At 71.2% G+C, this 25,832-nt stretch carries 22 protein-coding genes and 1 tRNA gene; 10 read left to right on the top strand and 13 right to left on the bottom strand.

The window, feature by feature from the left end:
• Positions 1 to 322: 322 nt before the first annotated feature.
• Both AC07BF_RS05300 and AC07BF_RS05295 read left to right on the top strand, forming a co-directional pair.
• Positions 323 to 781 carry a hypothetical protein gene (locus AC07BF_RS05300; RefSeq protein WP_478332976.1) on the top strand — a complete coding sequence of 153 codons (459 nt, stop codon included), beginning with the start codon at positions 323 to 325 and terminating at the stop codon, positions 779 to 781.
• A gap of 338 nt (positions 782 to 1,119) precedes the next feature.
• Positions 1,120 to 1,806 carry an esterase/lipase family protein gene (locus tag AC07BF_RS05295; RefSeq protein ID WP_363584422.1) on the top strand — a complete coding sequence of 229 codons (687 nt, stop codon included), beginning with the start codon at positions 1,120 to 1,122 and terminating at the stop codon, positions 1,804 to 1,806.
• A 386-nt stretch (positions 1,807 to 2,192) separates the two neighbouring features.
• Here the strand turns inward: AC07BF_RS05295 and AC07BF_RS05290 are convergent.
• Positions 2,193 to 2,263: transfer RNA gene (locus tag AC07BF_RS05290), tRNA-Cys, on the bottom strand.
• Between the two features lie 194 nt (positions 2,264 to 2,457).
• Here AC07BF_RS05290 and AC07BF_RS05285 point away from each other — a divergent pair.
• Positions 2,458 to 3,270, top strand: coding sequence for a hypothetical protein (locus AC07BF_RS05285; RefSeq protein WP_363584420.1), 813 nt, complete (start codon positions 2,458 to 2,460; stop codon positions 3,268 to 3,270).
• Between the two features lie 109 nt (positions 3,271 to 3,379).
• Here the strand turns inward: AC07BF_RS05285 and AC07BF_RS05280 are convergent, their stop codons facing one another.
• Together AC07BF_RS05280 and AC07BF_RS05275 are read right to left on the bottom strand one after the other, a co-directional pair.
• Positions 3,380 to 4,039 carry a polysaccharide deacetylase family protein gene (locus AC07BF_RS05280; RefSeq protein ID WP_363584418.1) on the bottom strand — a complete coding sequence of 220 codons (660 nt, stop codon included), beginning with the start codon at positions 4,037 to 4,039 and terminating at the stop codon, positions 3,380 to 3,382.
• A gap of 290 nt (positions 4,040 to 4,329) precedes the next feature.
• Positions 4,330 to 5,253, bottom strand: coding sequence for a hypothetical protein (locus AC07BF_RS05275; RefSeq protein ID WP_400985633.1), 924 nt, complete (start codon positions 5,251 to 5,253; stop codon positions 4,330 to 4,332).
• A gap of 510 nt (positions 5,254 to 5,763) precedes the next feature.
• Between AC07BF_RS05275 and AC07BF_RS05270 the strand changes: the two genes are divergently transcribed.
• Together AC07BF_RS05270 and AC07BF_RS05265 are read left to right on the top strand one after the other, a co-directional pair.
• Entirely contained in the window at positions 5,764 to 6,792 is a 1,029-nt protein-coding gene (locus AC07BF_RS05270; protein WP_478332975.1) for a serine hydrolase domain-containing protein, read from the top strand.
• Positions 6,793 to 7,224: 432 nt separating this feature from the next.
• Entirely contained in the window at positions 7,225 to 8,313 is a 1,089-nt protein-coding gene (locus AC07BF_RS05265; protein WP_331744823.1) for a PLL family lectin, read from the top strand.
• A gap of 61 nt (positions 8,314 to 8,374) precedes the next feature.
• Here the strand turns inward: AC07BF_RS05265 and AC07BF_RS05260 are convergent, their stop codons facing one another.
• Positions 8,375 to 9,172, bottom strand: a complete 798-nt coding sequence (locus AC07BF_RS05260; protein ID WP_331744826.1) for a DUF2785 domain-containing protein — start codon at positions 9,170 to 9,172, stop codon at positions 8,375 to 8,377.
• Positions 9,173 to 9,490: 318 nt separating this feature from the next.
• On the opposite strand from AC07BF_RS05260, the gene AC07BF_RS05255 reads away from it, so the two are divergent.
• Entirely contained in the window at positions 9,491 to 9,853 is a 363-nt protein-coding gene (locus AC07BF_RS05255; RefSeq protein WP_400806834.1) for a nuclear transport factor 2 family protein, read from the top strand.
• A 25-nt stretch (positions 9,854 to 9,878) separates the two neighbouring features.
• Here AC07BF_RS05255 and AC07BF_RS05250 read toward each other — a convergent pair whose 3' ends face one another.
• A complete protein-coding gene (locus tag AC07BF_RS05250) occupies positions 9,879 to 11,075 on the bottom strand; it encodes a ricin-type beta-trefoil lectin domain protein (RefSeq protein WP_478332974.1) in 1,197 nt (398 codons plus the stop codon).
• 392 nt (positions 11,076 to 11,467) lie between these two features.
• On the opposite strand from AC07BF_RS05250, the gene AC07BF_RS05245 reads away from it, so the two are divergent.
• The 3 genes from AC07BF_RS05245 (at position 11,468) to AC07BF_RS05235 (ending at position 14,791) form a co-directional block, all read left to right on the top strand.
• Positions 11,468 to 12,601: an acyl-CoA desaturase gene (locus AC07BF_RS05245; protein WP_478332973.1), complete on the top strand. Its 1,134-nt coding sequence runs from the start codon at positions 11,468 to 11,470 to the stop codon at positions 12,599 to 12,601.
• 71 nt (positions 12,602 to 12,672) lie between these two features.
• On the top strand, positions 12,673 to 13,839 hold the full coding sequence (locus tag AC07BF_RS05240) for a glycosyltransferase family 4 protein (RefSeq protein WP_478333017.1): 1,167 nt from the start codon (positions 12,673 to 12,675) through the stop codon (positions 13,837 to 13,839).
• Positions 13,840 to 13,876: 37 nt separating this feature from the next.
• Positions 13,877 to 14,791, top strand: coding sequence for an alpha/beta fold hydrolase (locus AC07BF_RS05235; RefSeq protein ID WP_478332972.1), 915 nt, complete (start codon positions 13,877 to 13,879; stop codon positions 14,789 to 14,791).
• Here the strand turns inward: AC07BF_RS05235 and AC07BF_RS05230 are convergent.
• The 7 genes from AC07BF_RS05230 to AC07BF_RS05200 form a co-directional block, all read right to left on the bottom strand.
• A complete protein-coding gene (locus AC07BF_RS05230; protein ID WP_478332971.1) occupies positions 14,736 to 15,236 on the bottom strand; it encodes a carboxymuconolactone decarboxylase family protein in 501 nt (166 codons plus the stop codon). The genes AC07BF_RS05235 and AC07BF_RS05230 overlap by 56 nt on opposite strands.
• Before the next feature lie 203 nt (positions 15,237 to 15,439).
• Positions 15,440 to 16,192 (bottom strand): type I-E CRISPR-associated protein Cas6/Cse3/CasE, encoded by a 753-nt coding sequence (locus AC07BF_RS05225; protein ID WP_478332970.1) that lies wholly within the window; start codon positions 16,190 to 16,192, stop codon positions 15,440 to 15,442.
• The gene (gene cas5e / locus AC07BF_RS05220; protein ID WP_478333016.1) at positions 16,189 to 17,037 is read right to left on the bottom strand and encodes a type I-E CRISPR-associated protein Cas5/CasD; all 849 of its coding nucleotides are present in this window, start codon (positions 17,035 to 17,037) and stop codon (positions 16,189 to 16,191) included. The genes AC07BF_RS05225 and cas5e overlap by 4 nt, the downstream gene beginning before the upstream one ends.
• A gap of 74 nt (positions 17,038 to 17,111) precedes the next feature.
• The gene (locus AC07BF_RS05215; RefSeq protein WP_478332969.1) at positions 17,112 to 18,458 is read right to left on the bottom strand and encodes a type I-E CRISPR-associated protein Cas7/Cse4/CasC; all 1,347 of its coding nucleotides are present in this window, start codon (positions 18,456 to 18,458) and stop codon (positions 17,112 to 17,114) included.
• A 96-nt stretch (positions 18,459 to 18,554) separates the two neighbouring features.
• Positions 18,555 to 19,121, bottom strand: coding sequence for a type I-E CRISPR-associated protein Cse2/CasB (gene casB, locus AC07BF_RS05210; RefSeq protein ID WP_478332968.1), 567 nt, complete (start codon positions 19,119 to 19,121; stop codon positions 18,555 to 18,557).
• A complete protein-coding gene (locus AC07BF_RS05205; RefSeq protein ID WP_478332967.1) occupies positions 19,114 to 20,730 on the bottom strand; it encodes a type I-E CRISPR-associated protein Cse1/CasA in 1,617 nt (538 codons plus the stop codon). Before AC07BF_RS05205 ends, casB begins: the two co-directional genes overlap by 8 nt.
• A 789-nt stretch (positions 20,731 to 21,519) precedes the next feature.
• Positions 21,520 to 21,708 (bottom strand): hypothetical protein, encoded by a 189-nt coding sequence (locus AC07BF_RS05200; protein WP_363622704.1) that lies wholly within the window; start codon positions 21,706 to 21,708, stop codon positions 21,520 to 21,522.
• 183 nt (positions 21,709 to 21,891) lie between these two features.
• Between AC07BF_RS05200 and AC07BF_RS05195 the strand changes: the two genes are divergently transcribed.
• The gene (locus AC07BF_RS05195; RefSeq protein ID WP_478332966.1) at positions 21,892 to 25,656 is read left to right on the top strand and encodes a hypothetical protein; all 3,765 of its coding nucleotides are present in this window, start codon (positions 21,892 to 21,894) and stop codon (positions 25,654 to 25,656) included.
• 30 nt (positions 25,657 to 25,686) lie between these two features.
• On the opposite strand, the gene AC07BF_RS05190 is transcribed toward AC07BF_RS05195, so the two are convergent.
• Positions 25,687 to 25,824, bottom strand: a complete 138-nt coding sequence (locus tag AC07BF_RS05190; RefSeq protein WP_478332965.1) for a hypothetical protein — start codon at positions 25,822 to 25,824, stop codon at positions 25,687 to 25,689.
• Positions 25,825 to 25,832 lie beyond the last annotated feature (8 nt).

The following is a 25,832-nucleotide window of genomic DNA, read 5'->3' as shown; positions in this document are numbered from 1 at the left end:
AGGGGGGGGGTGGTGGGGGTCACAACATGCCCGGTCTTTACCGTCCCCCCCTCCCCCCCCACCCCCCCCCCCCACCCCCCCCCCCCCCCACCCGCCCCCCCCCCCCCCCCCCCCCCCCCCGGAACTGCTCGGTGGCACGCTGTACGAGCGCTACTACGCCATCGACTACGCGGCCGTCCACGACCTCGCGACCGCCGAGGCGGGCAAGGCAGACAAGGCGGGCAAGGCGGGCAAGGCAGGCAGGGCGAACAAGGCCCCGGCGCGAGGCCGACGCCCCCGCTCCTCCCCCGGGTTCACCGAGCTGTGCGCGCAGCGCGCCGAGGTGTCCGGAGGATGGTCGATCGCGTCCAACGGGAAGATCATCGAGCAGGCCCAGATCCTCACCACCCACAACCTGGCCACCCTGGTCACCCGGGTCGGCATCAGCCCCGAGCCGGGCTGGGACGACCTGGCCTGGCGCAGCTTCACCACCGTGTGCCGCGCGACGGCCCGGATCCACGACAACCTGCGGCCGCTGTCCACCATCAAGGACGCGGCGTACGCGTGGCGCCAGCTGGTGTTCCACCTCTCCCTGTGCGAGCCCGCCGCGCAGGCCCGGGTCATCGCCGGACTGCGGGGGGAGGCCGCCCGCCACCCCGCCCACGTCGCGGCCCGTCTCGCCCCCGCCCTGGCCGGCCTGCGCCAGGCCGCCCGCGGCGGCGCCGCGGACGCGGACGCCGGGCGCCGTCTCCTGGGCTGGACCACAGGACCGCACTGGCTCCACCCGGCCCCCAGGACCTGACCACCCGCGCACCGCCCAGGCCGAACCCGCCGCCGCCAAACCAGGAAGCCGTCGGCGCCGGCGGGTTCGGCTGGTTGGGCGGCGACCCGAACGAGCTCCAGCAGGTCGGCCGTCCGGTGGGGTGGTCTTCGTCGGTGGGTGGCTGCTGACCGAGGACGGTCCTCGAACGAGTGCGACCCGCGCCCACAAATCACCCGATCGAGTGAAGGTCGAACGCTCTCCGCCAATTCGGCACCCCGTCGCCGATGATGCGCTTGGCGCGACACGGGGGCACCCGCCATCCTGCGGGCGCCCCCACGATCCGTGCCGTCCATCCGCCGACGAACCTCGGAGCACACATGCGTCGCCCCACCACCGCCGCCGCAACCGCCCTGACCGCCGCCATAACCGCGGCCCTGCTGACCGGACCGGGGGCCGCCGTCCCGGCCCACGCGGACACCGCACACATCCCCGTCATCCTCATCCACGGCCGCAACGCGGACCCCGGAGTATGGGGCACCCTGATGACCGGCCTCCGTTCGAAGGACGTCCCGGCCTTCGCCTGGGGCTACGACACCTCCCGGTCGACCAACGAGGTCCTGGCCGGCGAACTGACCCAGTACGTCGACAACGTTCTGAGCCAGACGGGCGCTGCCAAGGTGAACATCGTCGCCCACAGCCTGGGCAGCCTGCCGAGCCGCTGGTACATCAAGTTCGGAGGCGGCAACCAGAAGGTCGCGAACTGGATCTCCCTGGCCGGCCCCAACCACGGCACCTCCCTCGGCTACCTCTGCGCCCTCTGGGACCAGGGGTGCAAGGACATGACGCCCAACTCGTGGGTCATCAGCCACCTCAACCAGGACACCGAGACCCCGGGTCCCACCCGGTACACGACCTTCTGGTCCCCCAAGGACGAGCAGATCTCCCCGACCACCAGCACCAAGCTGAACGGCGCCACCAACATCGAGACGGACGGCCTCAAGCACAACGACTTCCTGACGAACCCCGACGTCCTCGACAAGGTCACCGCGATCCTGACCAGCTGACACACAGCCACACCACCGCCCCGGCACCACCGGCCACCCGCCGTGTACAGATCCTCGGCGCGGTGGCCGGCCCCGCCGCGACAACGGCGCGACGAGCACATCTGCGTCGCCTCCCGGTCAAACCCGTGGGCGGCCGCCGGTGGCGGGGCCTCCTCGAAGGTGACCACGGTGTGGCGGACGTAGTGCGCGAAGATCTCGGCCACGGCGTTCAGGTCGGCCGGAACCGCCGGGCGGATCACTGACTCCATGGCGTCCACAACGGGAGAGTGTGGGCCGCGCTGCGCGGGCCACCGACTCGGGCCGTCGGCCGCGGCTCTCCGATAAATCAGAGCGCGAACCCGGACAATCCATGGACCAGGAATACGGGCGAAATCGCCGGAAAGAAAAGGTGGAGATAGGAATCGAACCCATCTAAACGGCCCTGCAAGCCGTCGCCTCGCCACTCAGCCACTCCACCGCGGCAACGAGGGAAACATTACACGCACATGAACGGGGATTACCCGGCGACGCCGAGCTTTCACTCCAGAAGACCCTTAATGCGTTTAGTGCTATTTCTCTCGACATGGTGTCGACAGGGTCCGGCGGGCCAGCGCGGAAAAGTCGCGGTGCGCTAGCCTGTGCCGATATCTCCGACCCGATGGGATTTCACTGATGGCCGTCGAGGAATCATGGTCCACCCGTACCACGGAGCTGCGCTGCGGAACCGCTGCGAACCGGTGCCAGTACAAGAGCCTCCCCCTGCGCGACCTTCCCCCGCTCGGTGTCGTGCGCCGCGCCCGGATCGTCCGCGAAGGCCTGCGTGAGCGCCGCGCCGCCGTCCCGACGCCCGGCCGGCCCTCCCGCTTCACCGAGGGGGACTGGGTCCGGGTGAAGGACGAGGCCACGGTGCGCGCCACCCTCGACGCCAAGGACCGCCACCGCGGCCTGTGGTTCACCCGCAGTCAGTGGTCGTTCTGCGGCGGCGTCTACCAGGTCGAACGCATCGTGCGCCGCATGATCGACGACCACTACCGCGTGCGGCGCCTGTCCGGCACCGTCGCCCTGGCCGGCGCCACCTGCCACGGCGCGGACGGGGCCCAGGGCTGCGGACTGGACTGCGCCCTGCTGTTCCGCGACGAATGGCTGGAGCCCGCCACCGCGCCGGTCCCCGCCGCTCGGCCCGCCGCCCTCTGGGCGACCGTGCGCAGCCTCCCGGAGATCCACGCCACCCTCGACCCCGACGGGCGGCTGGACGGCGTCCCCTTCCAGCCGGGCATGGAGCTCCACGCCGACACCCGCCACAGCGCCACCGAACTGCGCCACCGCTCCCTCGCCTGGTGGCAGCACCCCACCAAGGGCCGCTGGTTCATCCTCAACGGCCTGCGCTGCGGCGGCGAGCCGCTCGCCACCGGCTGCGACCGCCGCTGCGCCCTGCTGTGGCACGAGTCCTGGCTGCATCTGGAACCCGCCGCCACCGCCCACTGACCTTCCGCCACCGCCCGCCGCCCGCCGACCACCGCCCTGCCGGGCACCGCCCTCCGCGGTGCCCGGCAGGTTTTCGTCGCCGGCAGGTCCTCGCCGGCCGCCAGCGCCGTCAGCGCCGCCAGCGGTCGCGCACCAGCTTCGCGGCCAGGTGCAGCGGCCCGTCCCGGTCACCGACGTAGCAGCGGGGAAGCGCGTACACCCCGCTGTGGACCCCGGGGCTGACCGCGCACCCGTACCCGTAGCCGGCTCGCGCCACCGCTTCCACCGCGGCGGCGTCGAGCGAACCGTACGGGTAGCAGAACCCTTCGACCGCCTGCCCCGTCAGGTCCTCCAGCACGCGGCGGCTGTCGGCGACCTGGGCTGCCAGCTCCCGCGCGCCCAGGCCCGCCAGCCGCCGGTGCGTCAGCCCGTGCGAGCCGATCTCCAGCCCGGCGGCGGCGGCCTCGTGGACCTGGCACGCCGTCATCAGCGGCTTGCGCGGACCCTGCCGGTCCCAGTCGTTGTATCCGCCCAGCCGGTCGGCCACCACGTAGACCGTCGCCGTGAAGCCGTACTCCGCCAGTGCGGGCATGGCCTCCTCCACGAAGTCGCGGTATCCGTCGTCGAAACTCAGCCCCACCATGCCCGCCGCGCCACCACCCCGGTGCGAGCGCATCAGGGCGCCGACCGACACCCCGCGCAGCCCGCGGGCGGACAGCCAGCGCAGCTGGCGGCGAAAGCGCGCAGGGTCGACGGTAATCAGATAGGGATCCTCACTCGTTGACGCCACCGAGTGGTACATCAGCGTCCACGGAAAACGCCCCGCACCTCCACCGGCCGCTTCTTCCGGACTGTTGCGTGGTCGAATGATTCGCATGTTCTGCTCCAGCTGTCCGGCGGCACCGCCTGTGCAGGTGGCCTTCAGGGAAATTGCATTCTGGCAGCGTCGTACCCGGCTTCCATTCGCGCCAGGCGACTCCGCCCCATTTCACCCGGATGCCAGCCCAGAAGTCGCCCGACGAGTGCCCGGCCCGCACGGCCCGAATACCGGTTCCGCCCCGTCCGGAACCGGCCGACGTTTCACCTGGCCGCGACGGCGGCCGGTGCCCGTGCGGCGGCTCTGGCGGCATCGAGCGCGGCCCGGACCCGCGCTGCGCCTGCGGAGGCGATTCCCGTCGTGCGGCTGTCGTCCGCAGGGCGGCTGACGAGGCCCGCACACGCGCGACAGATGCCGGGCCGGGGGACGGGGTCGTGGCACTGGGCGCACTCGGCGTAGCCGGCCGCTGCGGGCCGTGCGGCGGCCCGGAGGGGCGGCATCTTGCGCTCCAGGCGGTAGCGGAGCACCGCGACCGCCGAGTACACCGGGGCGGGCAGGCCCGGCAGCAGGGCCCGGGCGAGGTCGGCGGGTGTGCTGCCGCGCTCCAGCCACTGGGCGACCAGGGGCGCGAGTTCGCGTGCCTCGGCCTCGCCCAGGCTCAGGCGCGGTTCGGGGCGGATGACCCGGAACAGGGTGGCGACCGCCTCGCGGAGCCGTTCGTCCGGCGCGTCCTTTTCGGAGTCCCCCTCCCGCCTTTCCGCCCCCAGGGCGGCGCCGGGCTCTCCGGACTGCCGGGAGGGGAGGGAGGGTTCTTTCACCGGGTTCTTTACCAGGGCGTCAGCGCCGCCGGTGGTCCCTTCGCCGGGGGCCGGACGGTTGGCACCCGGCGGCATCAGCTGCGGGGTGTCGTGGACGTGGGTCTCGGTGATGATCGTGCCGTCGGGCATCCGGATCTTCTCGACCCGGTAGAAGCCCGCCTCGGCCAGCTCCTTCAGCGCCTTGCGAATGGCGCAGCGCCCCTGGGGGCTGGTGTCGGCCATGTGCCGGCCGTCCTCGCGCCAGCCGTCCGGGCGGGAGAGGAGGTCCGCGAGCAGACCGCGAGCGGTGTAGGACAGCCGCCGGTACTGGAGCATCGTGTTGGGCAGCACGGTGAAATCGCGCACGTGGGCGCTACGATGGACGCGCATCGGGAGGTGCTTCTCCTGTTGCCGGGCCCCGGAGCGTTGGCGCGCTGCCGGGGTCACCTATTTGTGGTTAGGTCACGGAACGTACCACAACTATCTGACACACCAAGTGTGTTGACGCCAGCGGCCGGATCATATTCAAATCCTCCCGCCGATGGCCGGCACGAAGTGCGGCCAGGACCACCGAGGCCTTCCACGGCTGGACCCGGAAAAGGGTTCCATGACGGCCCCGACCGGGGGTTATCCCCCTCTCGCATGGGCCCGCTGCCCGGATGGATCGGTGGATCTTGAGCACCCAGGCTGAAGGCATACGAATTGCCGATGCATCCGGCAGGGTGCACAAGGAGGGTTCCCCCATGACCGATCGTTCTCGCCCGCTTCGACGTGCCCGCGCCTCGTCGTCCGGGCCGGGGCGAGGCATCGCGATGGTGGTGGTGACGGTCGCCACCGGTCTGGCCGTGGGAGGCGCTCTGCCCGCGTCCGCGGCACAGCCCCGCGGCTCCGGGTGAGGTCGTGCGGCAAGGCCTGGACCGCCTGGTGCACGAGGACAAGTACCCCGCCGCCCTGGCCTCCGACCTCGGCCGCGACGGGTGCACCCGCAACTACGCTGCCGGCGTCGCAGACTTGAGCACCGGGAAGAAGGTGCCGGTCGACGGGCAGGTACGGGCGGGGAGCAACACCAAGGCGTTCACCGCCACGGTCGTCCTGCAACTGGTCGACGAAGGCAAGGTCGCCCTCGACGCCCCGGTCGAGCAGTACCTGCCGAACCTGGTGCGCGGCGAGGGCATCGACGGCCGCCACATCACGGTACGTCAGCTGCTGCAGCACACCAGCGGACTGCCTGACTACGTCGACTTCGTGGGCGACCTCGTCGGCACGGAGCGCCACACCTACCTCCAGCCCCGAACCCTGCTCGACCTGGCGCTGGCGCACAAGGCGCTGTTCGCCCCCGGGACCAGCTGGGCGTACAGCAACACCAACTACCTCCTGGCCGGCCTGATCATCGAGAAGGTCACCGGCCGTCCGCTGGCCGAGCAGATCACCCACCGGATCATCGAACGCATCGGACTGCGCCACACCTACTTCCCCGGCGCGGGCGACGAGGGCATCCGGAAAGCACACCCCCAGGGCTACTACGCGCAGCCCGGGGGGCCGTTGGAGGACGTCACCGAGTTGGACCCCTCCTGGTCCTGGGCCGCCGGGCAGGTGATCTCCACCCCGAGCGATCTGAACCGATTCTTCTCCGCCCTCTTCGGCGGCAAGCTCCTGAAGCCCGCACAGCTCGCCCAGATGCGGACCACCGTCGAGGTCCCCGGCGGAATGTGGCCCGGTGCCCGGTACGGGCTGGGAGTGACCAGTACGCCGCTGAGTTGCGGCGGCCTGATGTGGGGGCACGGCGGTGACATCCCCGGTTACCAGACGCGCACCGGCGTCACCGATGACGGCCGCGCCGTCACGGTTGCCGTCACCGCCGACACGGCGCCCACCAAGCAGGGCCCCTCCGATGTCCTGGCCCTCCTCGACGCCACCCTGTGCAGGTGACGGCCGAGGCTCCGTAGTGAGAGTGGCCGTGGTTGGCGTCGCCCAGTTCCAGGATGGCGTCGGTGGTCGCGGCCACTCTCCAAACCCCCTGCACGCGCCGCCGCCCGAACTCATCGGTCCCAGGAGAAGAATTGTCCGGCAGTCCCAACTTCATTGCCAGCAGTCCGCCGACGGCCCGCCGCCCACCGATCGGCCCGCCCCGATCGCCCTCAACCGCTTCGCCGAAACTCAGGGTGCGGCGGCGCGTCGGCGGCTGGTTCGGCCACTGCTGCGTTGACCGTCAACGACGAGTGCGCGCAGAGCACACTGCGGAGCCGCACGGCAACTACGGTTCTTGCACGGCGAGAAGGCCGAGTCCGCGGAATCCCGGTTGCCGCCCCTGCACGTTCGCTCGGGGGGAGCCGAGGGATCCTCAGCGAAAGGAAGCCCGAAGTGCACCGGACAACTGCTCACCCGCTGCGACGGACGACGGCGTTGCGCCGGGTGGGGAACACGATCGCGGCCGCGATGGCCGGAGGCGTCCTGCTCCTGGCCGCCCCGGCCCCTGCCGGGGCGGTGGAACTGGACTGGCGGGGCGTCGGCGTCAGCAGCCTGTCCTACATGAAGACGGTGACGGTCAACGGCAACACCTACGACGTCACCAGGGGCCTCGACAACGGCATCTGGTTCCGGTTCAACAACGGCGCCTGGCAGCCGCTGGGCGGCTTCCAGGCCCAGAGCTACTACTCCCCCGCCATCGTGCAGTGGCAGGACCGTGTCATGGTCGCCCACCAAGGGGTGGACAACCAGATCTACTGGACCGCCGTGCAGAACCCGTCCGCGAACCAGTGGGAGCCGTGGCACCGCATCGAGGGTGACGCCGCCGCCTGGGGCGGCATCTCCCTGGAGAGCCTGGGCAGCACGGTGCTCTTCGACTGGGCGGACGTCAACGGCCTCTACCGGATCACCAGCGTGCACACCCGCCCGGACGGCACCCGCTCGCAGACCGCGATCAGCTTCCCCAACAGCCAGTGGCACGTGGGGCCGCAGGGAAGCGGCACGACGGGCACCCGGCGACCGAGCCCGATCATGACCTGGAACGAGGCGGCGGGCGGCGAGATGGAGCACATCTACCTGGTCGGAACCGACAACCACGTCTGGCAGATCTGGCGCAACCCCGCCACCGGGGCGACCGGAACCGCGAGCCAGGTACCGGGCGGGGCCGTGTGCATCTCCGGGGTGTCGGCCGCGCGGATGGGGTACCAGGACTACACCGTCGCCCCGGGCGACCCCCAGTACGCCAACCAGCGCCGGCAGATGCTCGCCTGCATCGGGGCCGACGGCTACGTCTGGATCAACACCTCCTCCACCGGCGGTGACACCTGGGACGGGTGGCGCCAGCCCGCCGGCGCCCTGGCGCCGTCGACGGACACCCCCGCGATCAACGCCACCGTCAACGAGTTCAGCATCGACATCAACTGGAACGGAGCCCGCAGCGGTCTCTTCCCCGACCACGCGATCGTCGAGAAGAGGATCCGGTAGCGGGACGAGGGCACCGGCGGGCGACGGCGTGGAGGCCCGGACGGCTCGCGGCGCGGGGCTGTCAGCCGACGGACTTCGCGTCGTCCGCCAGTACTTCGACGAGCCGCCGCTTGACCGCGTCGCGATGCGGGACCTGACGAGGCGGCTGCCCCGGCTGCGGCGGGACGCCGAGGTCGGTGAGGAGGTAGAGCATCCGCAGGGTGCGCAGCGCGTTGGACACGTATGTCGGGGTGGTGCCCCGGGCCACGGCCCGGAAGTCGGCGCCGATGTCGTCGAGCCAGGCGACGGACCGGTCCGCGGTGAGCTTCGGGTTGGTGAGGGTCAGCGCGATCGCACGGGCGAGCCGGTCGTCCTCCCGTTCGGCGTACAGGTAGTCGGTGGGCGCGAGGAGCCGGGCGGTCGCGAGGTCCAGCATCTCGACCGGTTCGACCTCGCGGTGGCAGCCGAGGGCACCGAGCAGGTCGGCGCCGTGCGCCACCGCGTGCAGCCAGCCCAACTGCGCGTCGTGGCCGCGCAGATCGCTCTCCGCGGGGTACCAGCGGACGAACGCGTCGAGCCATTCCTGCCGGAGGTCCCCGCGGCTGACGATCATGTCCAGGACCAGCGGCGCGAACGTGCGGGCCTGAATCGGCGAACCGGCCGCGAAGCGGGCCGCCATGTCATCGCCCAGGCGGACCCGCCGGTCGCCGTCGATGACGTCGCGCTCGATCCAGGTCCGCAGCACGACGTACGGGTAGCCGTCGCGCACCTCCGGGTCCGGATCCCGCAGGCACTCCGCCAGTTCTGCGGTGAGCTCGTCCAGATCGCCGCCCGGGGGCACCGCACATGCGTCGGAGTAGATCTTGTACCAGTCAGTCACGAGCAGCGAGGCTAGCCCGCCACGGACGGCGTGACCAGCGATTATCCGGATCCGCCCGCTGCTGTGACCGACAGTGCCGCGGGACGTCGGACGCCCATCGCCCCGGCCTCCCGCCCCCACTCCCCCGTCCACGTGGCGCCTGGCCGCCGTCACCGTGACGACCGCGCTCGCCGTCCTGGTGTTCTCGAACTCCTCGGCGTACGCCGAGGCGCCCGGTGAGAGCAGCAGGTGGGCCGACGAGATCGAGGACGACGTCCCCGTCGCGGCGAGCGGCATCATGGGCGAGGCGCGCGCCGACGACAGTGACCTCATCCAGGTGTGGCGCGGGGCCGACGACGCCGACACGTACCTGTCGCTCGACCACGGGCGGCCGATCACGCTCGCGGGCCAGACCAACGCCCGCCCGCAGGTCGTCTACGCCGACGGCACCCGCGCACCCAGCACGTCACCACCAACCTCTCCGTCGAGGTCGACGAACCGGCGGGCACGGCCGTCGCGCGTTCATACGTCACCGTCCTCCGGGCCCTGCCCGGCTTCCCCTTGCAGCCCATCGCCGCCGCCCGCTACCACGACCGCTTCGAACTCCAAAGCGGCCAATGGCAGTTCGCGGAGCGCCGGGTGCGCCTCACGCTGGTCGGCGACGTGAGCCGCCACCTGCGCCAGGCCGCCGCACCCCGGTAGCCCCCAACCTCACGGGACAGGAAGGCTAGGCATCCGTCCGCACGACCGCGGTGAGGGTCTGCTCAGGGCTGCCGTCGGCGGGCCGTGCGGTCACCGGGTCCCCGTTGCGCCCCGCGGTGCTGGAGGTGAGCGCCCAGCCGGCGGGGTTGACCACGGCCCGGCGGGCACCGTCGTAGCTCCACCGCTGGGCCGCGGAACCGTCGCAGGCGGCGCGCACCACCTGGCCGCCGACGGCCGCAGGTGCGGCCAGGCACTCGTTGCCCTGGGCGGTGTGCAGGCTGCCGTCGCGGGCGAAGACGAAGAGCTGGTTGGCGTTGGACGTGGTGGCGCAGCGGTAGCTGATGGCGCCGTTGGTGCCGCCGCGGTCGAGGCAGGCGCCGTTGGCGAACCGGAGCGGCCAGCGGGCGGACTGGCCGAGGCCGAGTTCGGTGAGCAGGGTGCCGTCGGGCTGCTTCCGCTGGCGGATCATGTCGTCGCAGGCGCCGCTGGTCGAGGTGCCGGTGTTGGTGGCGGTGAGGGTGCCGCCGTTGCCGGTCATCGGGTCCCAGCGGTTCTCGGAGTACGCGTTGTCGTCGCAGACGTAGGCGGGCCTGTTCCAGTCGAAGTACTCCACCCAGCTGTTCCAGTCGTGCTTGATCTGCCGCGACTCGGGGAGCAGGACCGAGCCGAGGACGAAGGAGGCGCCGGCGGTCTCGTCGGTGACGGTGGCCGTCACCCAGTGGGTGGCCGGGTCGATCCGGACCTGGAAGGCGTACGTGTGGCCGGTGACCGGGCGGCCCTGGTTGACGGTGCTGTTGGCGCACTGGAGGTGCTGGCCCTCGCCGGTGCTGTTCCAGCAGTGCGAGCCCTGGGTGCCGTCGGCGAACTGGAGCTCGGTGTCGGCCCAGGTGGACCAGTTGAACAGGCCGTCGTTCTGCTGCTTGTCCTGGAAGCCGATGTAGGAGAGGTTCCCGTCGAAGTTGAACTGGCTCGACCAGAAGACGTCACCGTCGCCGGGGGTGGTCACCACCGTGTTGCGGAAGGTGACCTCGGTGAGGACGGTGTCGCCGGTGATGGTCCAGGAGGAGTACGAACCGGGCGTCTGACCGTAACGGGGCTGGGCCGCGGCGGCCGGGGCCGCCGGTTTCGCGACGGCCGGGGCTTCTCCGGCGGGCAGGCCGGTGAGGGCGAGACAGGCGAGCGGCACCGCGCACATGGCGCGGCGCCGGGAGACGCGTGACATCCGTTGCTCCTGACAGGTCAGCGGCGGCCGCAAGCCGTCGGCGCCGCACGGATTCCCCAGCGCGACCCTCACCCACCCGATCACGGTCCGCAACAGATAAGGTCGCCAGGAGTGACCGGGCGCCCGGAGGGTCACCAGGCGCCGATCACCCGTTCGAGCGATTGGTGCAGGCCGCCTCTCCGGACGCCGAACGGGCGAACAGGCGAGCGGTGATCGGACGCATGACGGACCAGCCGGGCCCGCCGCCACCCGATCGGGCCACCTCCGGCCGCGACACGGCGAAGCGCCGAGACAACGGCGGTTCGGATGCGGAAGGCTGACGCCACCCTGCCCGGGGCCTCGCGGCGCGGCGGGAACGAGCGACCGGAGCGACCCGAGACCGGAATGGTGGCATGACCGTTCAGGACACCCCGCCCACCGGGACCACCCGGCGCGGCGACTTCGCCGAGCTGCACCGACGCGTCTCCGACGCTGGTCTGCTGCGCAGGCGTCCCCTGTACTACGCGGGCCGGAGCGCCGCGCTGTTCACCGCCCTGGCGCTGCTCCTGGCCGGGTTCGTCGCGCTCGGCGCGAGCTGGTGGCAGCTGTGCATCGCGCCCCTGTTCGCCTTCGTCCTCGGCCAGTTGGCGCTGCTGGGGCACGACGTCGCCCACCACGCGGTGTTCGCCGGCCGGCGGGCGACCGACCTGGCGGGCATCGTGCTGGGCAACCTCGTGGTCGGCATGAGCTACGGCTGGTGGGTGAGCGACCACAACCGGCACCACGCACACCCGAACCGCGAGGGCCACGACCCGGCCGCGGACTCCCTCCTCTTCGCCCGGACCACCGAACAGGCCTGCCGGACAAGAGGGTTGAGGCGGCTCGCGGCCAGGTACCAGGCGGAACTGTTCTTCCCGCTGCTGTCCCTCCAGGCGCTCGGGCTGCTCGTCGCCACCTGCCTGACCCTGACCCGCGGCACCGTCCGGTACCCGGCCCTGGAGCGCACGCTCGCCGCGCTGCACTACGCCCTGGCGGTGGCCCTCCTGGCCGTCGTCCTCGCACCGCTCCAGGCGCTGGCCTTCGCCGTACTGTTCGGGGCGGTCCTCGGCGTGTACCTGGGGTGCATCTTCGCGCCCAACCACAAGGGCATGCCGATGACCGGCCCGGACGCGGAGCGCGCCGACTTCCTCCGCCGGCAGGTGCTGCCGTCGCGCAACCTGCGGGCCGGCCGGTTCGTCCACTTCCTCTTCGGCGGCCTCGGCTACCAGATCGAGCACCACCTCTTCCCGGCCATGCCGGTGGCGGCGCTGCGCCCCGCCTCGCGCATCGTGCGCGACTACTGCGCCCAGATCGGCGTGCCGTACAGCGAGGCGAGCCCGGTCGCCTGCTTGCGGGAGATCCTGCGGGACCTGCGGGCCGTCGGCCGCTCGCTCCCCGGCGACCCGGTGCAGTCGGGCCCGCCGACCCGGCCTTCCGCTCCAGAGCCGACCCGGCCGACCGCCCCGGAGCCGCAGGCCGCGCCCGAAGCGGGGGCGGCGGTACGGTGAGCGGAGTCCTGTCCGGGCCGGCGGCGCGCACCGCGGACGGCCCGGCCCCCGGCGGCGAACGGCTCCGCGTCCTGATCGTCACCGAGTCCTTCGCCCCGCAGCTCAACGGTGTCGCCCACAGCGTCCTCCGGACCGCCGAACACCTCGTCGCCCGGGGCCACAGCCCGGTGGTGGTGGCACCCGCCGTGCGGGCACCCGCCGTGCGGGCCGCGCGACGGCACGCGGGCGACCTGCGCCGCGATCGGGCGTACGGCTACGAGGTGGTCCGCGTCCCGTCGGTGCCACTGCCCGGCTACCCGGAGGTGCGGGTCGCGCTCCCGGGGCGCGGGGTGGCCGACGCCATCGAGCGGCACCGCCCGCACGTGGTCCACCTGGCCAGCCCGTTCGCGCTCGGGGCGGTCGGCGCCGCGGCGGCCGACCGGGCGGGGGTCCCGTCCGTGGCGGTCTACCAGACCGATCTGGCCGCCTACGCCAGGACCTACCTGCCGGCGCTGGGCGCGGCCGGGCCCCTGTTGGCCTGGTGGCGGCTGCGACGGGTGCACTCCCTCGCCGCGCGGACGCTGGCACCGTCGCGGGCTTCTCTGCGCGCCCTGCTCGCGCACGGCATCCCCCGGGTCCACCTGTGGCCGCGCGGCGTCGACTGCGCACGGTTCCACCCCCGCCACCGCGACGAGACCCTGCGCCGGCGCCTCGGCCGCCCCGGAGACGTCCTGGTCGGGTACGTCGGACGTCTGGCGCCGGAGAAGCACGTCGACCGGCTGGCGGAGGTGTCCCGGATCCCGGGGGTTCGGCTGGTGGTCGTCGGCGACGGCCCGTGCCGAGCCCGGCTGGAGGCCGTACTCCCGGACGCGGTCTTCCTGGGCCTCCGGTCCGGGCACGAACTCGCCCGGCTCTACGCCTCGTTCGACGCCTTCGTCCACGCGGGGCCGTTCGAGACCTTCGGCCAGACCCTCCAGGAGGCCATGGCGAGCGGGCTGCCCGTCGTCGCCCCGGCGGCCGGCGGACCGCTCGACCTCGTCCGCCCGGGGCACACCGGGTTCCTCGTCCCACCCGGCGCGGCGGACGGGTTCCGGGAGGCCGTCGAACGTCTCGCCCGCGACGACGAACTGCGGGCGGCGTTCGGGCGGGCGGGCCGTGCCTCAGCGACGCAGCGCAGCTGGGAGACGGTCGGCGACCGCCTCGTCGAGCACTACCGGCTCGCCCTCACCGAGACGGCCGGGCCACCCCTGCGCCGCTGAGCAGGCCGGCGGACCCGCCCCGAAGAAACGGACCACCATGCACCACCCCCTCGCCGCCGAGTACGTCCGCAGCCCCGCTCCGGCCGCCGGCACCGCCGTCTTCCTGCACGGACTGGGCGGCTGGACCCACAACTGGGCCCACCTGATCGACCTGCTGCGGACCTCGGCGCACTGCCTGGCCCTCGACCTCCCTGGCTTCGGAAGGTCGGCACCCCCGCCCGACGGCGACGTCACCGTCGAACGCCAGGCCGCGGCCGTCGCCCGCCACCTCGACCGGACCGGGCACCACCGCGTGCACCTGGTCGGCAACTCGCTCGGCGGCCTGATCGCACTGCGCCTCGCCGCCCAACGACCCGACCTGGTCGCCACCTTGACCCTCATCTCACCCGTGCTGCCGATGTTCCCGCCCGCCCCGGCCCTGCGGGTGGCCCTGCTCGGCCTGCCGGGCGCGCCGCGGCTGCACTCCCGCCTCCTGGCCGCCCAGAGCCCCGACCGCCAACTGGACGACCTCTACCGCCTCATCTACGCGAACCCCGCCCTCGTCGGCACCGAACAGCGGTCGGTGGAGGCGCGCGAGCGCCGACGCCGCGCCGAACTGCCGTACGCGCAGGACATGCTGGCCGAAGGTGTGCGCTCGGTGGTCCACGCGTTCCTGCGACGGGGCGAGGCCTCCGCCTGGCACCTGGCGCGCCGCGTCACCACCCCCACCCTGCTCGTCTACGGCCGGGACGACGCCCTCGTCCCCTTCCGTACGGCGCCCCGGGCCTACGCGGCCTTCCGCGACGCCCGCCTCCTCACCCTCCCCGGCGTCGGCCACGTCGCCATGCAGGAACGGCCGGCCCCCGTGGCCACGGCGATCCGCGCCCTGATCACCGAGTCGAGCCCGCGCGGCGCCGTCACTGTGCCGGAATCGCGCGCACCGGGTGCTTGCTCAGGATCGACACGCGGTTGAAGGCGTTGATGGCGATCGCCACCCAGATGACCGCCGAGATCTGGTCATCGGTCAGGACCTCGCGGGCGGCGCCGTAGGCGGCCTCCTGCGCGACGGCGTCCGACGGGTCGGTGGTCACCTCGGCCAGGGCGAGCGCGGCACGCTCCTGCGGCGTGAACAGTTCGGTGTCGCGCCACGCGGGCAGCGTGCCCAGGCGCTGCGCGGTGTCACCGGCCTGAAGAGCGGCCCGGGTGTGCACGTTGAGGCAGTAGGCACACCCGTTGATCTGGGACACCCGAAGATTGACCAGCTCCACCAGCCTGCGGTCCAGCCCGGCCTCCGCCGCCCCCACCCCGGCCGCCTCGGCGGTCGCCCGCAACGCCCGGTAGGCCCGAGGGCTTTGCTTGTCGATGAACACCCGCCGGCGCACCGGGGCAGCGGTCACATCGGTGGTCACATCACTCACGGGAACTCCTCTGGCGGATCAGCAGATCAACGGATCACTCGTGGCCGGCATGTCACCGCACCATCATAGTTGAAAGTGAAACCACTTTGGCCACCGTCCTGCGCGGCACCCAGCCACGAATGGCGCCACAAGGACGGCTGCGACACCACAAGGAGTCCGCTCCGGCGCCAAGTACGACCGGCCCGGTCAGCACCATCAGGCAGTCATCGGACCAGGATCAGGCCGCAACTGTAGGCACGGGCATGGCCGAAGCCGTGGGTGAGGGCGGCCGTGAGTGCTTGTGGGTCCGTGACGTTCAGAGCTCCGCGGATCTCGGCCCGGCTGATGAGCAGGCCCCGGTGGGGGCCTTGGCTGGAGACCTTCGGCAGGATGCGGAGGGCCAGCCGTTCCATGTCAGAGTCGACACCGAGCCGGACCACTCCGTCCGGGGCCACCGCCGGTTCGCCGAACGGCTGCAGACGACGGGCGAACCACGTCTTCACGTGTTCCGGGCGGGTGTGCGGTACCCGTACACCCCTTCCGCCTCCGCCGCCTCCGGACGCTGGCGGCCCGGCCGGTCGGCTGCTGACCGGATTGACGACCGTGCGGAAGTCGAGTCGGTCCCCGACGCGAAAGGTGCGGTCCACCACCAGGCTGTGCGGCGGCTCGACCAATGCCGATCTGGGCAGGCCGCTCCAGTCACCGGGTACGGCGGACTGTACGACCAGGGAGAGCCGGGCGGTGCTCAGGTCGACGGTCCAACTGGAGAGCACCTTCATCTGGGCGCGGGCGTCCCTGCTTCCGTCGTCGACCCAGCCGCGGAAGCCACTCATGACGGTCCGGTGCATGTCTTGGGCGTCGATCAGTGACTTGGCAGTGAACGGGTGCCTGGCGTCCAACGTGATCAGGGTGTGCGTGGCGACGAATCTGGCCGTCTTGTTGGCGGGAACGGGCTCGGTTGTGCGCGGGGTGTTCACGGGATGATGTCCCATTCGGTGGCGTGCGGGGCGATGGTGATGCGGTGCCGGGACTCCCAGCGCTGCCGGTGGACGGGGCCGCTAGCGAGGAACCTCTCGGGCTGGTCGCGGACCGGCCCGACGCCCGGCAGCGGGTGCGGGCTCTCGATCCAGGCCCACCGGGTCTGGCTGACGTTCGGCGGCGGTTGCCCGTCGTCGGCTGCCGGGAGCAACGCCCGGGTTTCGAAGACCTCCGACAGGGTGCCCGGGGCGATGCCGACGAAGAGGTCGCCCGAGGGCGGGCAGGATTTGCGGCCCAGCCAGAGCAGGTGCTTCGGGTGCTCCAGTGCGTGGGCGATCCGTTCGAGGAGTGCGCGGTCGGAGTACTGGAGGCCGACGAGGAAGGCCGCGTCGGACAGGTACCAGCGCTCGGTGATCATGGCGTGGCGGCTCACCTCACCTGCGACCAGCGCCCCGGAACGGGGGTCCGCCGCGATCCGCTTCGGTGCGCCGTACCAGGATGCCAGGGCGTGGCTGCCGAAGGATGCGGTCGTTCCCTCTCTCTGCTCCCCGAGCGCTTCCAGGGCCGCGGCCCGGCGGTGGTCCGTCACGAGGTCGCGGGGGCGGACGGGATACCTTCCGCCCCCGACGGTGTGGTAGTCCCTCATGGGCGTTCCTGGGCGGTCGGCGCGAACGCCGAAGAGGACGGACCCGAGTTCGTCGAGCGGATCCTCCCGGTCAAGGCCGAGGGCTGCCGCACAGAGGCCGATCACTCCGGACTTGGTGGGCCGGGTGTGGGTGTCGCGCTGGGCGAACCGGCCTTTGATGCCCCAGGACTGCAGCGGCCCGGCCAACCTGATGAGCAGAACGTGCTGCGGTGCGTCGGTCGTCGCGGTGGAACCGGTCCTCGCAGTAGGAGCGGTCGTGGCAGGGGCGTCGGTCACGGCGTGAGGCCCTCGATGGAGTCCACGACGTCCACTGCCCCGGTGGGGTCGACCGTCTCCAGGAGGTCCGCGATCTCCGGGGCGTAGGTGAGGACGCGCGCGGACCGCAGGTCGCCGCGGCGATTGCTGACGAAGAGGTGGTGCCGCATCAGACGGCGGACCGCCGCCTGGCCTGCCGGGCCCTCGCCGCCGCTGCTCTCGGGGTTCTCGTCCACGGGGTTCTGGAAGGCGGCAGCGTAGTTGTACGGGCGCTCGCCCTCGAAGGCGAGCACGAGTGCCGGCAGCGAGCCGGTGGAGGCGGTGGAGTTCTTCTTCGCCTCCGGGACGGCCTCGACGAAGGCGTTGACGAACTCCGCCTCGGCGGCGGTCGCCGCCTCCTCCGCCTCCTCCGTCTCCATTCCGGCCTGCTGGAGGTTGGCGCGAAGCTGTCGGCGGTCCAGGACGGCGTGCCGGTAGAAGGTCCCGGAGATCAGCGACTGGTACCCGGTCATGCCCGCGCCCGCGTCGTCCGCCGTGTCGAGGAAGCTGAGGGCGTTGCGCTTACGGTCGAGCTTCGCGTCGTCGGCCGCCGCATAGAAATCCTCGATCTGCTCTGCGGCGTGCACGGTGAAGGCATGGCCGGTCTGCACCGCCCCGTCGACATTGGGAGAGTCGGCGATTTCGGCGAGGAAGCGCCCGTAGAGGGCGATGTCCACAGCGTCACGCGGCGCGATGGCGAGCAGAACGGCGTTGCGCGTGCTCTTGGGGAGAGGGGGGAGGCCTGTGGTATCGGACTCCGTGGCCGCCTGCGCGTCGTCGTTCTCCTGCTCCTCAGTGTTCTTCGCCGCGCCACGGCGGGGTTTCTTCGAGGCCTTCTGCTGGCCGGCGAGGTAACTGTCGCGCCACGGCCGGATCTCGTCGGCGTTCTCGGCGATGTGCCGGGCGATCCTGGTGCCTGCGTCGGCGGGCGCGAAGATCAGCACCTTGGTCAGATTGGCCACCGTCTTCTTGGCCGGGTCGCCGAACTTCAAGCCGCTCGCCTCGATCACCGCGCGCGCCGTGATCAGGGCCTCCTCCTTCTCCCAGCCGTTCCCGGACGACAGTTCGGCCGCCGTGAGGAGTGCCCACTCCCTTGTCCGGGTGCCCATGCTCCGGCCCTTGAGGGCGCCGATGCCGGCGTTGGCCCGGTTGCGGGCGTAGACGCGCTCGGCTCGTCGCCGGGCCTGGCTGGTGATCATGTGCCGTTCGAACCCGCCGTACACGAGGGACTTCGGCTGACCGTTCTCGTCTCTGACCGGGAGCACGGCGACTAGCGTCTCCAGGAGGTGCAGCGAGAGGAACGGGCTTCGAGCGTCTGCGGTCACGCGGTCGCGTCCTTATGGTCGGTCGGGATCGTGTACGTGTCGTGCTTGGCCTACCGGTCTGACGAACCGGGCCCATTGGTCCTGCCCGGCCTCGGCCTACCGGCTCTGCGGCGAACTGCCGGACGGCCGGCTCCGGTGGACCGGGGCATGGAAGTCGACCGACCACTGGTAGGCGATGCGGGCCTTGCGGTCGTTCCAGAGGATCAGGTCCTCGGTGAGCCGGGTCCAGGAGGGCGGGAGCCGGTCACAGGACCGGAGCCGGACGATCGTGTGCTGAAGGTGCCGCCACGGCACTCTCCGGCTGACGACCACCCGGTCCACGAGCCGCTGCGCGCCCGGGTCGCCCGGGCCCCGTCCTACGCTGTCACCGATGCGCGCCGCCGCCGAACCGAGACTCCCGTAGCCGTAGGCCGGCGTCGAACGGCCCTGGTGGTAGAGCGCGAAGAGGAAGGCCATCCGCTCGAACAGATCGCGGTGGCTCTCACCGCCGTACCAGCCGGCCCGGATGTGCGCGTTCGTCCGGCCCCTGGCCCGGCGCAGGTTGGCCAGGGTGCCGTACTCGCGGTTGCGCACCAGGGTGGTGAGCCAGGCAACCAGTGCGGCGCTGTCGTGCGGGAAGGCGTCCTCGACGGGGTACCCGTCTCGGGTGCTGTCCTCAGTCATGGGCGGTCTCCCCCCGGAGTTCGGCCGGGGCCTTCGGATGGCTGATGTCGTCCTCGAAACGCTTCAGGGCGTCCGCCCTGGCCTGGAAGCCCCGCTCATTGGGCGGGAGGGTGTCGAGGCGGTAGACGAGGTGGGTACGGGCCAGACCGGTGAGGGCCTGCGTGTACTCCAGGAGCAGGGGCGCGACCGGATCTCCCGGGTTGTCGTACCCCTCATCGATCACTGCCTCCAGCAACTGGTCGAAGGGCTTGGCAGCCTCGGGCCAGAACATCCACCGCGCGTCGAACCGGGATATCTGCCGGGCCTCGTCGGCCGGCCGCGCTGCCGAGTGGACCTTCTCCGAGGCGAGGATCGCCGCCCGTTTGAGACTCCACGCCAGGTACTCGGCGATGCGCGAGCCCCGCCGGGACGCACGGTAGAGCTGCACCTCCATCGCTGGGGCGTAAGGGAAGTAGCCGTCCGTCCAGGAGACCGGCAGCGTCTTGTTGGAGACGAGGCCGACAGCCCACAAGTGGTAGGGCGCGCCCCGGCAATCCCGCTTGTGCGGCAGCGAGCGCAGTCGCGCGTAGAGACCGGGCTGCGCGTCCTTCACCGCGCTGTACAGGGCGTGCGCCTCCTGCCAGAGGGCGCGCGTGGGCGACGGCCACAGGGGCTTGACCTCTCCGCCGGTGGTCCGGCTGAACACGGCGTCCTGCATATGCTTTTCCGGGTCGAGTTCCAGGACCTCGCCGGCTCCGATCAACACGCGGTCGACGACGATCGCACCGTCCGCATCGCGCTTCGGTCGCAACAGGACGGAGCGGCCGAGCGCGCTGTGCAGGTCGGCAGGGCTCTCCGGTACCCGAGGGCGGGCCCGCACAGCGAAGTTCCGGCGGCTCACGGAACCACTGGTCCAGGAGGTGTTGAGCCGGCCCGGGTCTCCCTCGGGCGGATAGAGGTTGAGCCGCAAGGTCTCGCCGAACGTACGGCCGAGGGGAACGACCCGAATCCGTCCCTGCAACCGCCCGGTGGACAAGTTGGTGACGGTGGGTCCGAGAATCCTGCCGGTGATCCTTGCCCTGCCGTACGTGCCGTACACGTGCTGGGCGAGCATGGCTCGGAACGCGTCGGCCGCTGGCAGCGGCTCGCCGTCCTCGAGGTGGTGGTGGTCGAAGAACTGGTTGTAGTCACCGGCCCGCTCGATGACCAACTGCGCGGTCCCCGTGCCGCTCTCGTCGAAGGAGGGGGCCAGAAGGGAGTTCTGCCCGAGGGGCGTCTCGGGGTGGAACAGGTCCCAGTGCTCGTCCGGCTCACCGGCCAGCCACTCGGCTGCGGAGCGGAGACTGCGTTCGTCACGGATCCACTCCCGCCATTCCTCGGGTGTGCTCGGACAGGTATCGGAAGCGAAGCAGATGGCCATGACGAACTCGATGACGGCGACTGTCTCGCCCGGGGTCGGGCAGTCAATCGTCATCAAATCATCTGATCGGTCGAGAAGTTCGCACAATGAGAGCGAAACCATGGAGCCTTCGGGCGTTACGACGGGAATGCACGGCTCTCGCCGCGGATCCCAGCTGAGGCGCTGCTCGACCGGGGCCGAAGGGTGTGTTCGCGGCAAGGCTCTGCCCATCACTTCATATGATCGCTGTTTTCTGGCAAGGGAGTTGGAACTCCCAAGCAGAGCCCGACGCTAGCAGCCGGGATCGGATCGTGTAGCTCGATCGACCGGATTGCCCCGCCATCCCAGTCGGAACGACGGGGCACCGGACAGCCCCGCACGCGCGGGGAAAGCGACCCGGCAAACGCCCGCTGCCGTCGACGGTCCATGCCCGCTGCACGCGGGGGTATCTCTTCCGTGATGCTGACAGGGATCCATCACATCACCACCCATGGGCAAGGAACAGAAGACGCGCCATAGACTGAGGCGCCGCCGATTCTCTCGGCCGCCCAGCCTGCTCGATGACCGGAGATCGCTGCGCTCCGTTCCGGGTCCCGCTCCGCGCGAACGAGGCGGGACCCTACAGCCGGCTGGAGGGGCCGTTCTCGGAGCCTAAGCTGCTCCGAGAACGGCTCGGAGGAAGTCCACCAACTGGACCGTCAGTGCCGCTGCAACCGATGCGAGCCAAAGCAGCACCAGCTCACTCAACCAACCACGTTTCCCCACAGGCATCTAAGGTCCTTTCATCTCGGTGATGTCGGCACCAGCGACCGGGGCCAACATCACCGCGATGGCGGCCCCACGCCTGGTACGCCAGCGATTTTCTCAGAGATTGACTGCTTCGGAGCTCATACGGAGTCACTCTGCGTGTCGCCTCAGCGACAGACGCCTTACTGCTGTCGAGTTGCCCGCCCACCGCAGTCGGCACCTCGCCGGGACGTAGCGCGCGGCGGGCGCCCGCCGCGCGCTACGGGCACCCGCTCACCTGGACTGGCGGCGCCTGGAGAGGATCGTCAGAGTGGAACGGGCATCACGGCGGCGGTCCGGGGTCCGGGCCAGGACCGAGGCGAGGGCCACGATCGCGAGGACGACCCCGTACAGCAGGCCGGCTCCTGCGGCCAGCACGGCAGCCGCAGTTGCATCCTGGGTCAGCATGGAAAGCACAGTCATGGGGAGATCCTTCTGTCGGAGGCCTGCGGCCCGCGGTCGATGAGCCGAGCTTCTGACGGCGCCCCGGTGCGCCTCCACATCCGGGTGGGATATCCGCTGGTCAGGAGCCCTTTATTCACCAGCGTGGGAGCAGAAATGGTCAGAAGCACGGCGCCCGGGACGGCACGCAGGAACCTCGGGGCGATGCTGCAGGAGTTGATCAAGGCGCGCGGCATGAGTCGCCGGGGTGCTGCACGACTCGTCTCGAACGGCGCGCTACGGGAATCGACCCTCCGGCACTGGTGCTGCGGCGAGTCCGCTCCTCACGCAACGGACCTGTTCTGGAACCTGGTCGAACAATTGGAGGGCCAGGACAGCCAACGCCTCCATCCGCGCGAGGAATGGGAAGTCGCTCTCCATGCCGCGCGAGGAGAGACGGCCAGGGGCCGGCGCGAATGGAGAGCCGACTCGGAGAAGCGCGGCAGGAAGCGCGAGCGCGCCGCGATGAATGCCTTCGTCCGTGATCGGGCTCCGCAGGCGGCCTCGTACCTGTGGTGGCACGCACAGCTTCCCGTAGGAAAGACGGCGCTGCTCACCGACTACGCGAGGCAGCCGCCGCAGGACACCGACCTCCTGCTCTGTGTCCTGTCCGAGAAGCACGGGACGAACACCCGTACCGAATTCATGACCGAACTGCGCCGACAACTCCAGGTACCCGAGCCCCGGAGGAAGACGTCCACCGAGGCGGAGTTCCTGCGCCTGCTCACCAAGGCCGCGGGTCGAAGCCGAAAGCAGAAGCGGCAACTCCTCCTTGTGGTCGACGGCTTGGACGAGGACCGCGCCTGGCCGACGGCTGGGGCGCCCGGTGGGACCGGGGTGGCGAGCATCGCCGCACTTCTCCCGGCCGCTCCTGCGGCGAACGTCCGCGTCATCGTTTCCAGCCGGCGGAGCGGGCCGCTGCCCGTCGACGTCCCCGAAGCGCATCCGCTGCGCGAGCGCGAGTGCCTTCGCCCACTCACCGCGGGCGACCGGAGCTACGATGTCGAACAGGCGTGCTTCGCGGACCTGGAGCGGCTGCGCACAACCGACCTGGGCCGGGCCGTCACCGACCTGCTCGCCGTCACGGACAGCGGGGGCGGCCTGCGAGCGGCCGACCTCGCGGAACTGACCGAGGCCTCCGTCGAGGACGTGAACGGCCTGCTGCACAGCAGGGAGCAGCTCTGCATCGTCTCGAACGAGGAATCGGCCGAGGTCCACCTGCTGAGCCACGCCGGCATGCCGCACGCCATCCGGCGGGAGTGGGACCAGGCCACCGTCGAGCGCTGCACCCGTCGGCTGCACGCCTGGGCGGCGCGCTGGCGCGAGGCCGGCTGGCCCGAGGGCTCTCCGACGTATCTGCTGACCGAGTATCCGCAGCTGCTGGACACGGCGGGTGAGCGCGGACGGTTCCTGCTCGACCCACTGCGACAGCTTCGGGTCGCGGACGCACTGGGACCTCAGGTCATGCTCGACCAACTACGTCTTCTCAAATCCGAGTTCAAGGCGGTCGAGGTATCGGATCCTGAACGGCAGGAAGCCGAGACCGCCGTCCGGCTGGCCGCGGCACTGGACCTCGTACAGCGCCGGGTCGGACCGGTCCCACCTCGGGCACCCGTGCTCCTCGCGCAGTCGGGGAGCGTCGCCCGCGCCTGCACCGTGGCCCGCTCGGAGCCGGAACTCGTTCTGCGGGCCGCCCGGTTGGCCGAGGTTGCCGTCGAAGCGGCACGCGCCTCGCACCCCGATGCCACCGCAATCGCGCGCGAGGCGGCCGACTGCTTGGTCCGCTCGGGCCGGTTCACTCCGCGCGCCGGTGGCTTCTTCGAGGACGCCTGTGCGGAAGTGGCCGAGGCAGCGGGCGCGTTGGACACACTCGGCAGGAGGGATGAGGCAAAGACACTGTTCCGGGCCGTGGTGCTCAGCGACGCGGCTGCCATGGACGCACTCGTCGAAGGAGCGGTCCTCCTCTCCGCTGACGGCCCCGAGCGCTTCGTAGAAGCCCTGGAAGAGCACGCGGAGGAGCTGAGCGAGGTCGATCCTCGGGCCCAGGCCATGGCCGTGGACATCTGGGCGACCATCGCCCGCGCCTCCAGCTCCCGCAACATCGCGAACCTGGACCGCATCGAACGCCTCTGCAAGGCCATCGATATGCCCGACGGCCTGACCGTGGTGGACACTCTCGCACTCGCGGCCCAGGCCTTGGCGACCATGGGCCGCCGGTCGAAGGCCTGGGACGTGCTCAAGATCGCGCGGGACCATCTGCACACCGCCCTGGTCAGGCTGGAATCCCCAGCCGACCGGGCCCACCGGGCACGCGAGTTCTCCGGCACGATGGACCGTATGGTCCGCGCCGAGACCGTGGCCGGCACCGGCCTCAAACCTCACCTGGACGCCAAGCTGCTGATGACTGCCCTCAGCCGGGGAGTTCGCACAGGCGTTCTCGGTGACGACCAACTGGAGCGGGCGGAGGCCTTTCTCTCAGCAGTCGACGAACAGGTGGCAGCCGAGCACGCCGCCCATCTCGCGGCGAAGGAGGAGCAGCGGCGGGCCCACCGGAGGGAGGTGGACGCGAGCGCGAAGGCCCTGACGAAGGAACGGAAAGCCAAACGGAACCTCGCCCAGGCTCCCCCGACCCGAAGTGCACGGCCTCATGTCCAGACGGACGAAGCACCCTCACCGTCCACCGTCCCGGGCCGAAGCCCGGCGCTCGGGAACCACGAGCCCCTCGTCGGTCCGGTCACCCGGCTCCAGTACGCGGAGCAGCTGGTGCACGGCGGCAACCTCGAGCTCGGGCGCGAACAGTTGGAGGCCGCCGTCCGCTCCTCACTCCCCGACGCGCCGATCGCTCTGAGCACCGGCTCGGCCGAGGAGTTGGTCCGGGCGCTCGGTATGACCGGTGAGTTCGGACAGGCCGAACAGCTGATCAGCTGCTCGACGGAACCAGGCGACCGCGCTCGACACTTGGCCGCGCTGTCCATGGGGTGCTCACTCGGCGGTCGCTCACCGAAGGCGGTTGCGTACGCCCACGAGGCCGCCCGGCTTGTCCCTCGCACGCCGCACTTCGCCGTGCGAGGAGCCGTCGCGCAGGCCCTGGCCCATACGGGGGACGCGGAAGCGGCGGTGGCGGTGGCCCGGATGGAGGAGTCGGCAGACGCCAAGGCTTCTTCTTCCGTACGAGGCAGGAGGAGTCGACGCACGCTGGTTCTCGTCGCCGCCGGCCTGGCACGGCATGATCCGGAACGTGCCGCTGAACTGATCGGGCCAGCGGTCCAACTGGTACGACGGCGCATCGGCGCCGGCCGCCCGGTCAGCCAACTTCCGGCGCTGGCAGAACTGCTGCTCGCACGCCCCGATCCGACGCGCCCGGATCCGGAGCTCAGCGAAGCGATCCGGCTCGCCGCAGAGTTCACGAACAGGCCTCGACAGACCTGGGACCGGGAGGAGACGACGCTCCTGGCCCTGCTGCGGCGGCTCGACTGCGTGCCCGCACCGGGACGCGCCGCGGGTGAGCTGGAAGAGTGGCTGCGCTCCCTGCGACCCGAACGGGCTTCCCACGCTGAACTCGCCCTGCTCAGCTCCCTGGACGGCGATGCCGCCAATGCCCTGCGCATCGCGAACGCGGCATCGACACCGACGGCGCGTGCCGTTGCGCTGGCTGCTGCCGCCCACGTCCTGGCGGGGGCGCCCGCAGTCCTGTCCGTCGAGGAGTCCGAGGACAGCACTGTTCAGCTCTGCCTCGCGCTCGCTCATGCGGGAGGCCGCCCCGACCGCACCGACGCAGACAGGGCTGCAGCCCGGGACCTCCTCCGGGAACTGCTCGCCGACGGGAGTTGGACGCAGGCGATCCCGTTGCTGCCGTTGCTGGTTCCCGAGTCTCTGTACCCCCTCAGCGAACTGGTCGCCGCGCACATCAACGGCCGCACCAGCACCTGACGAAGGCGGTCACGCCTCCCCTGTCGTTGATCACCCGTAGGCGAGCCGACGGAACCCGTCAGCCGGCTTCACCTGGACCGACTGGTTCCAGCACCTGTGGCGCTGGAGACAGGTCGAGCCGTCGGTCGCGTGCGTGATCGACTCCTTCGCCGAGGCCTGGAGCGTCAACCAGCCTT

The sequence above is a fragment of the Kitasatospora sp. NPDC043950 genome, from assembly GCF_056435345.1.
This window is presented reverse-complemented; position numbering and strand designations above follow the sequence as displayed.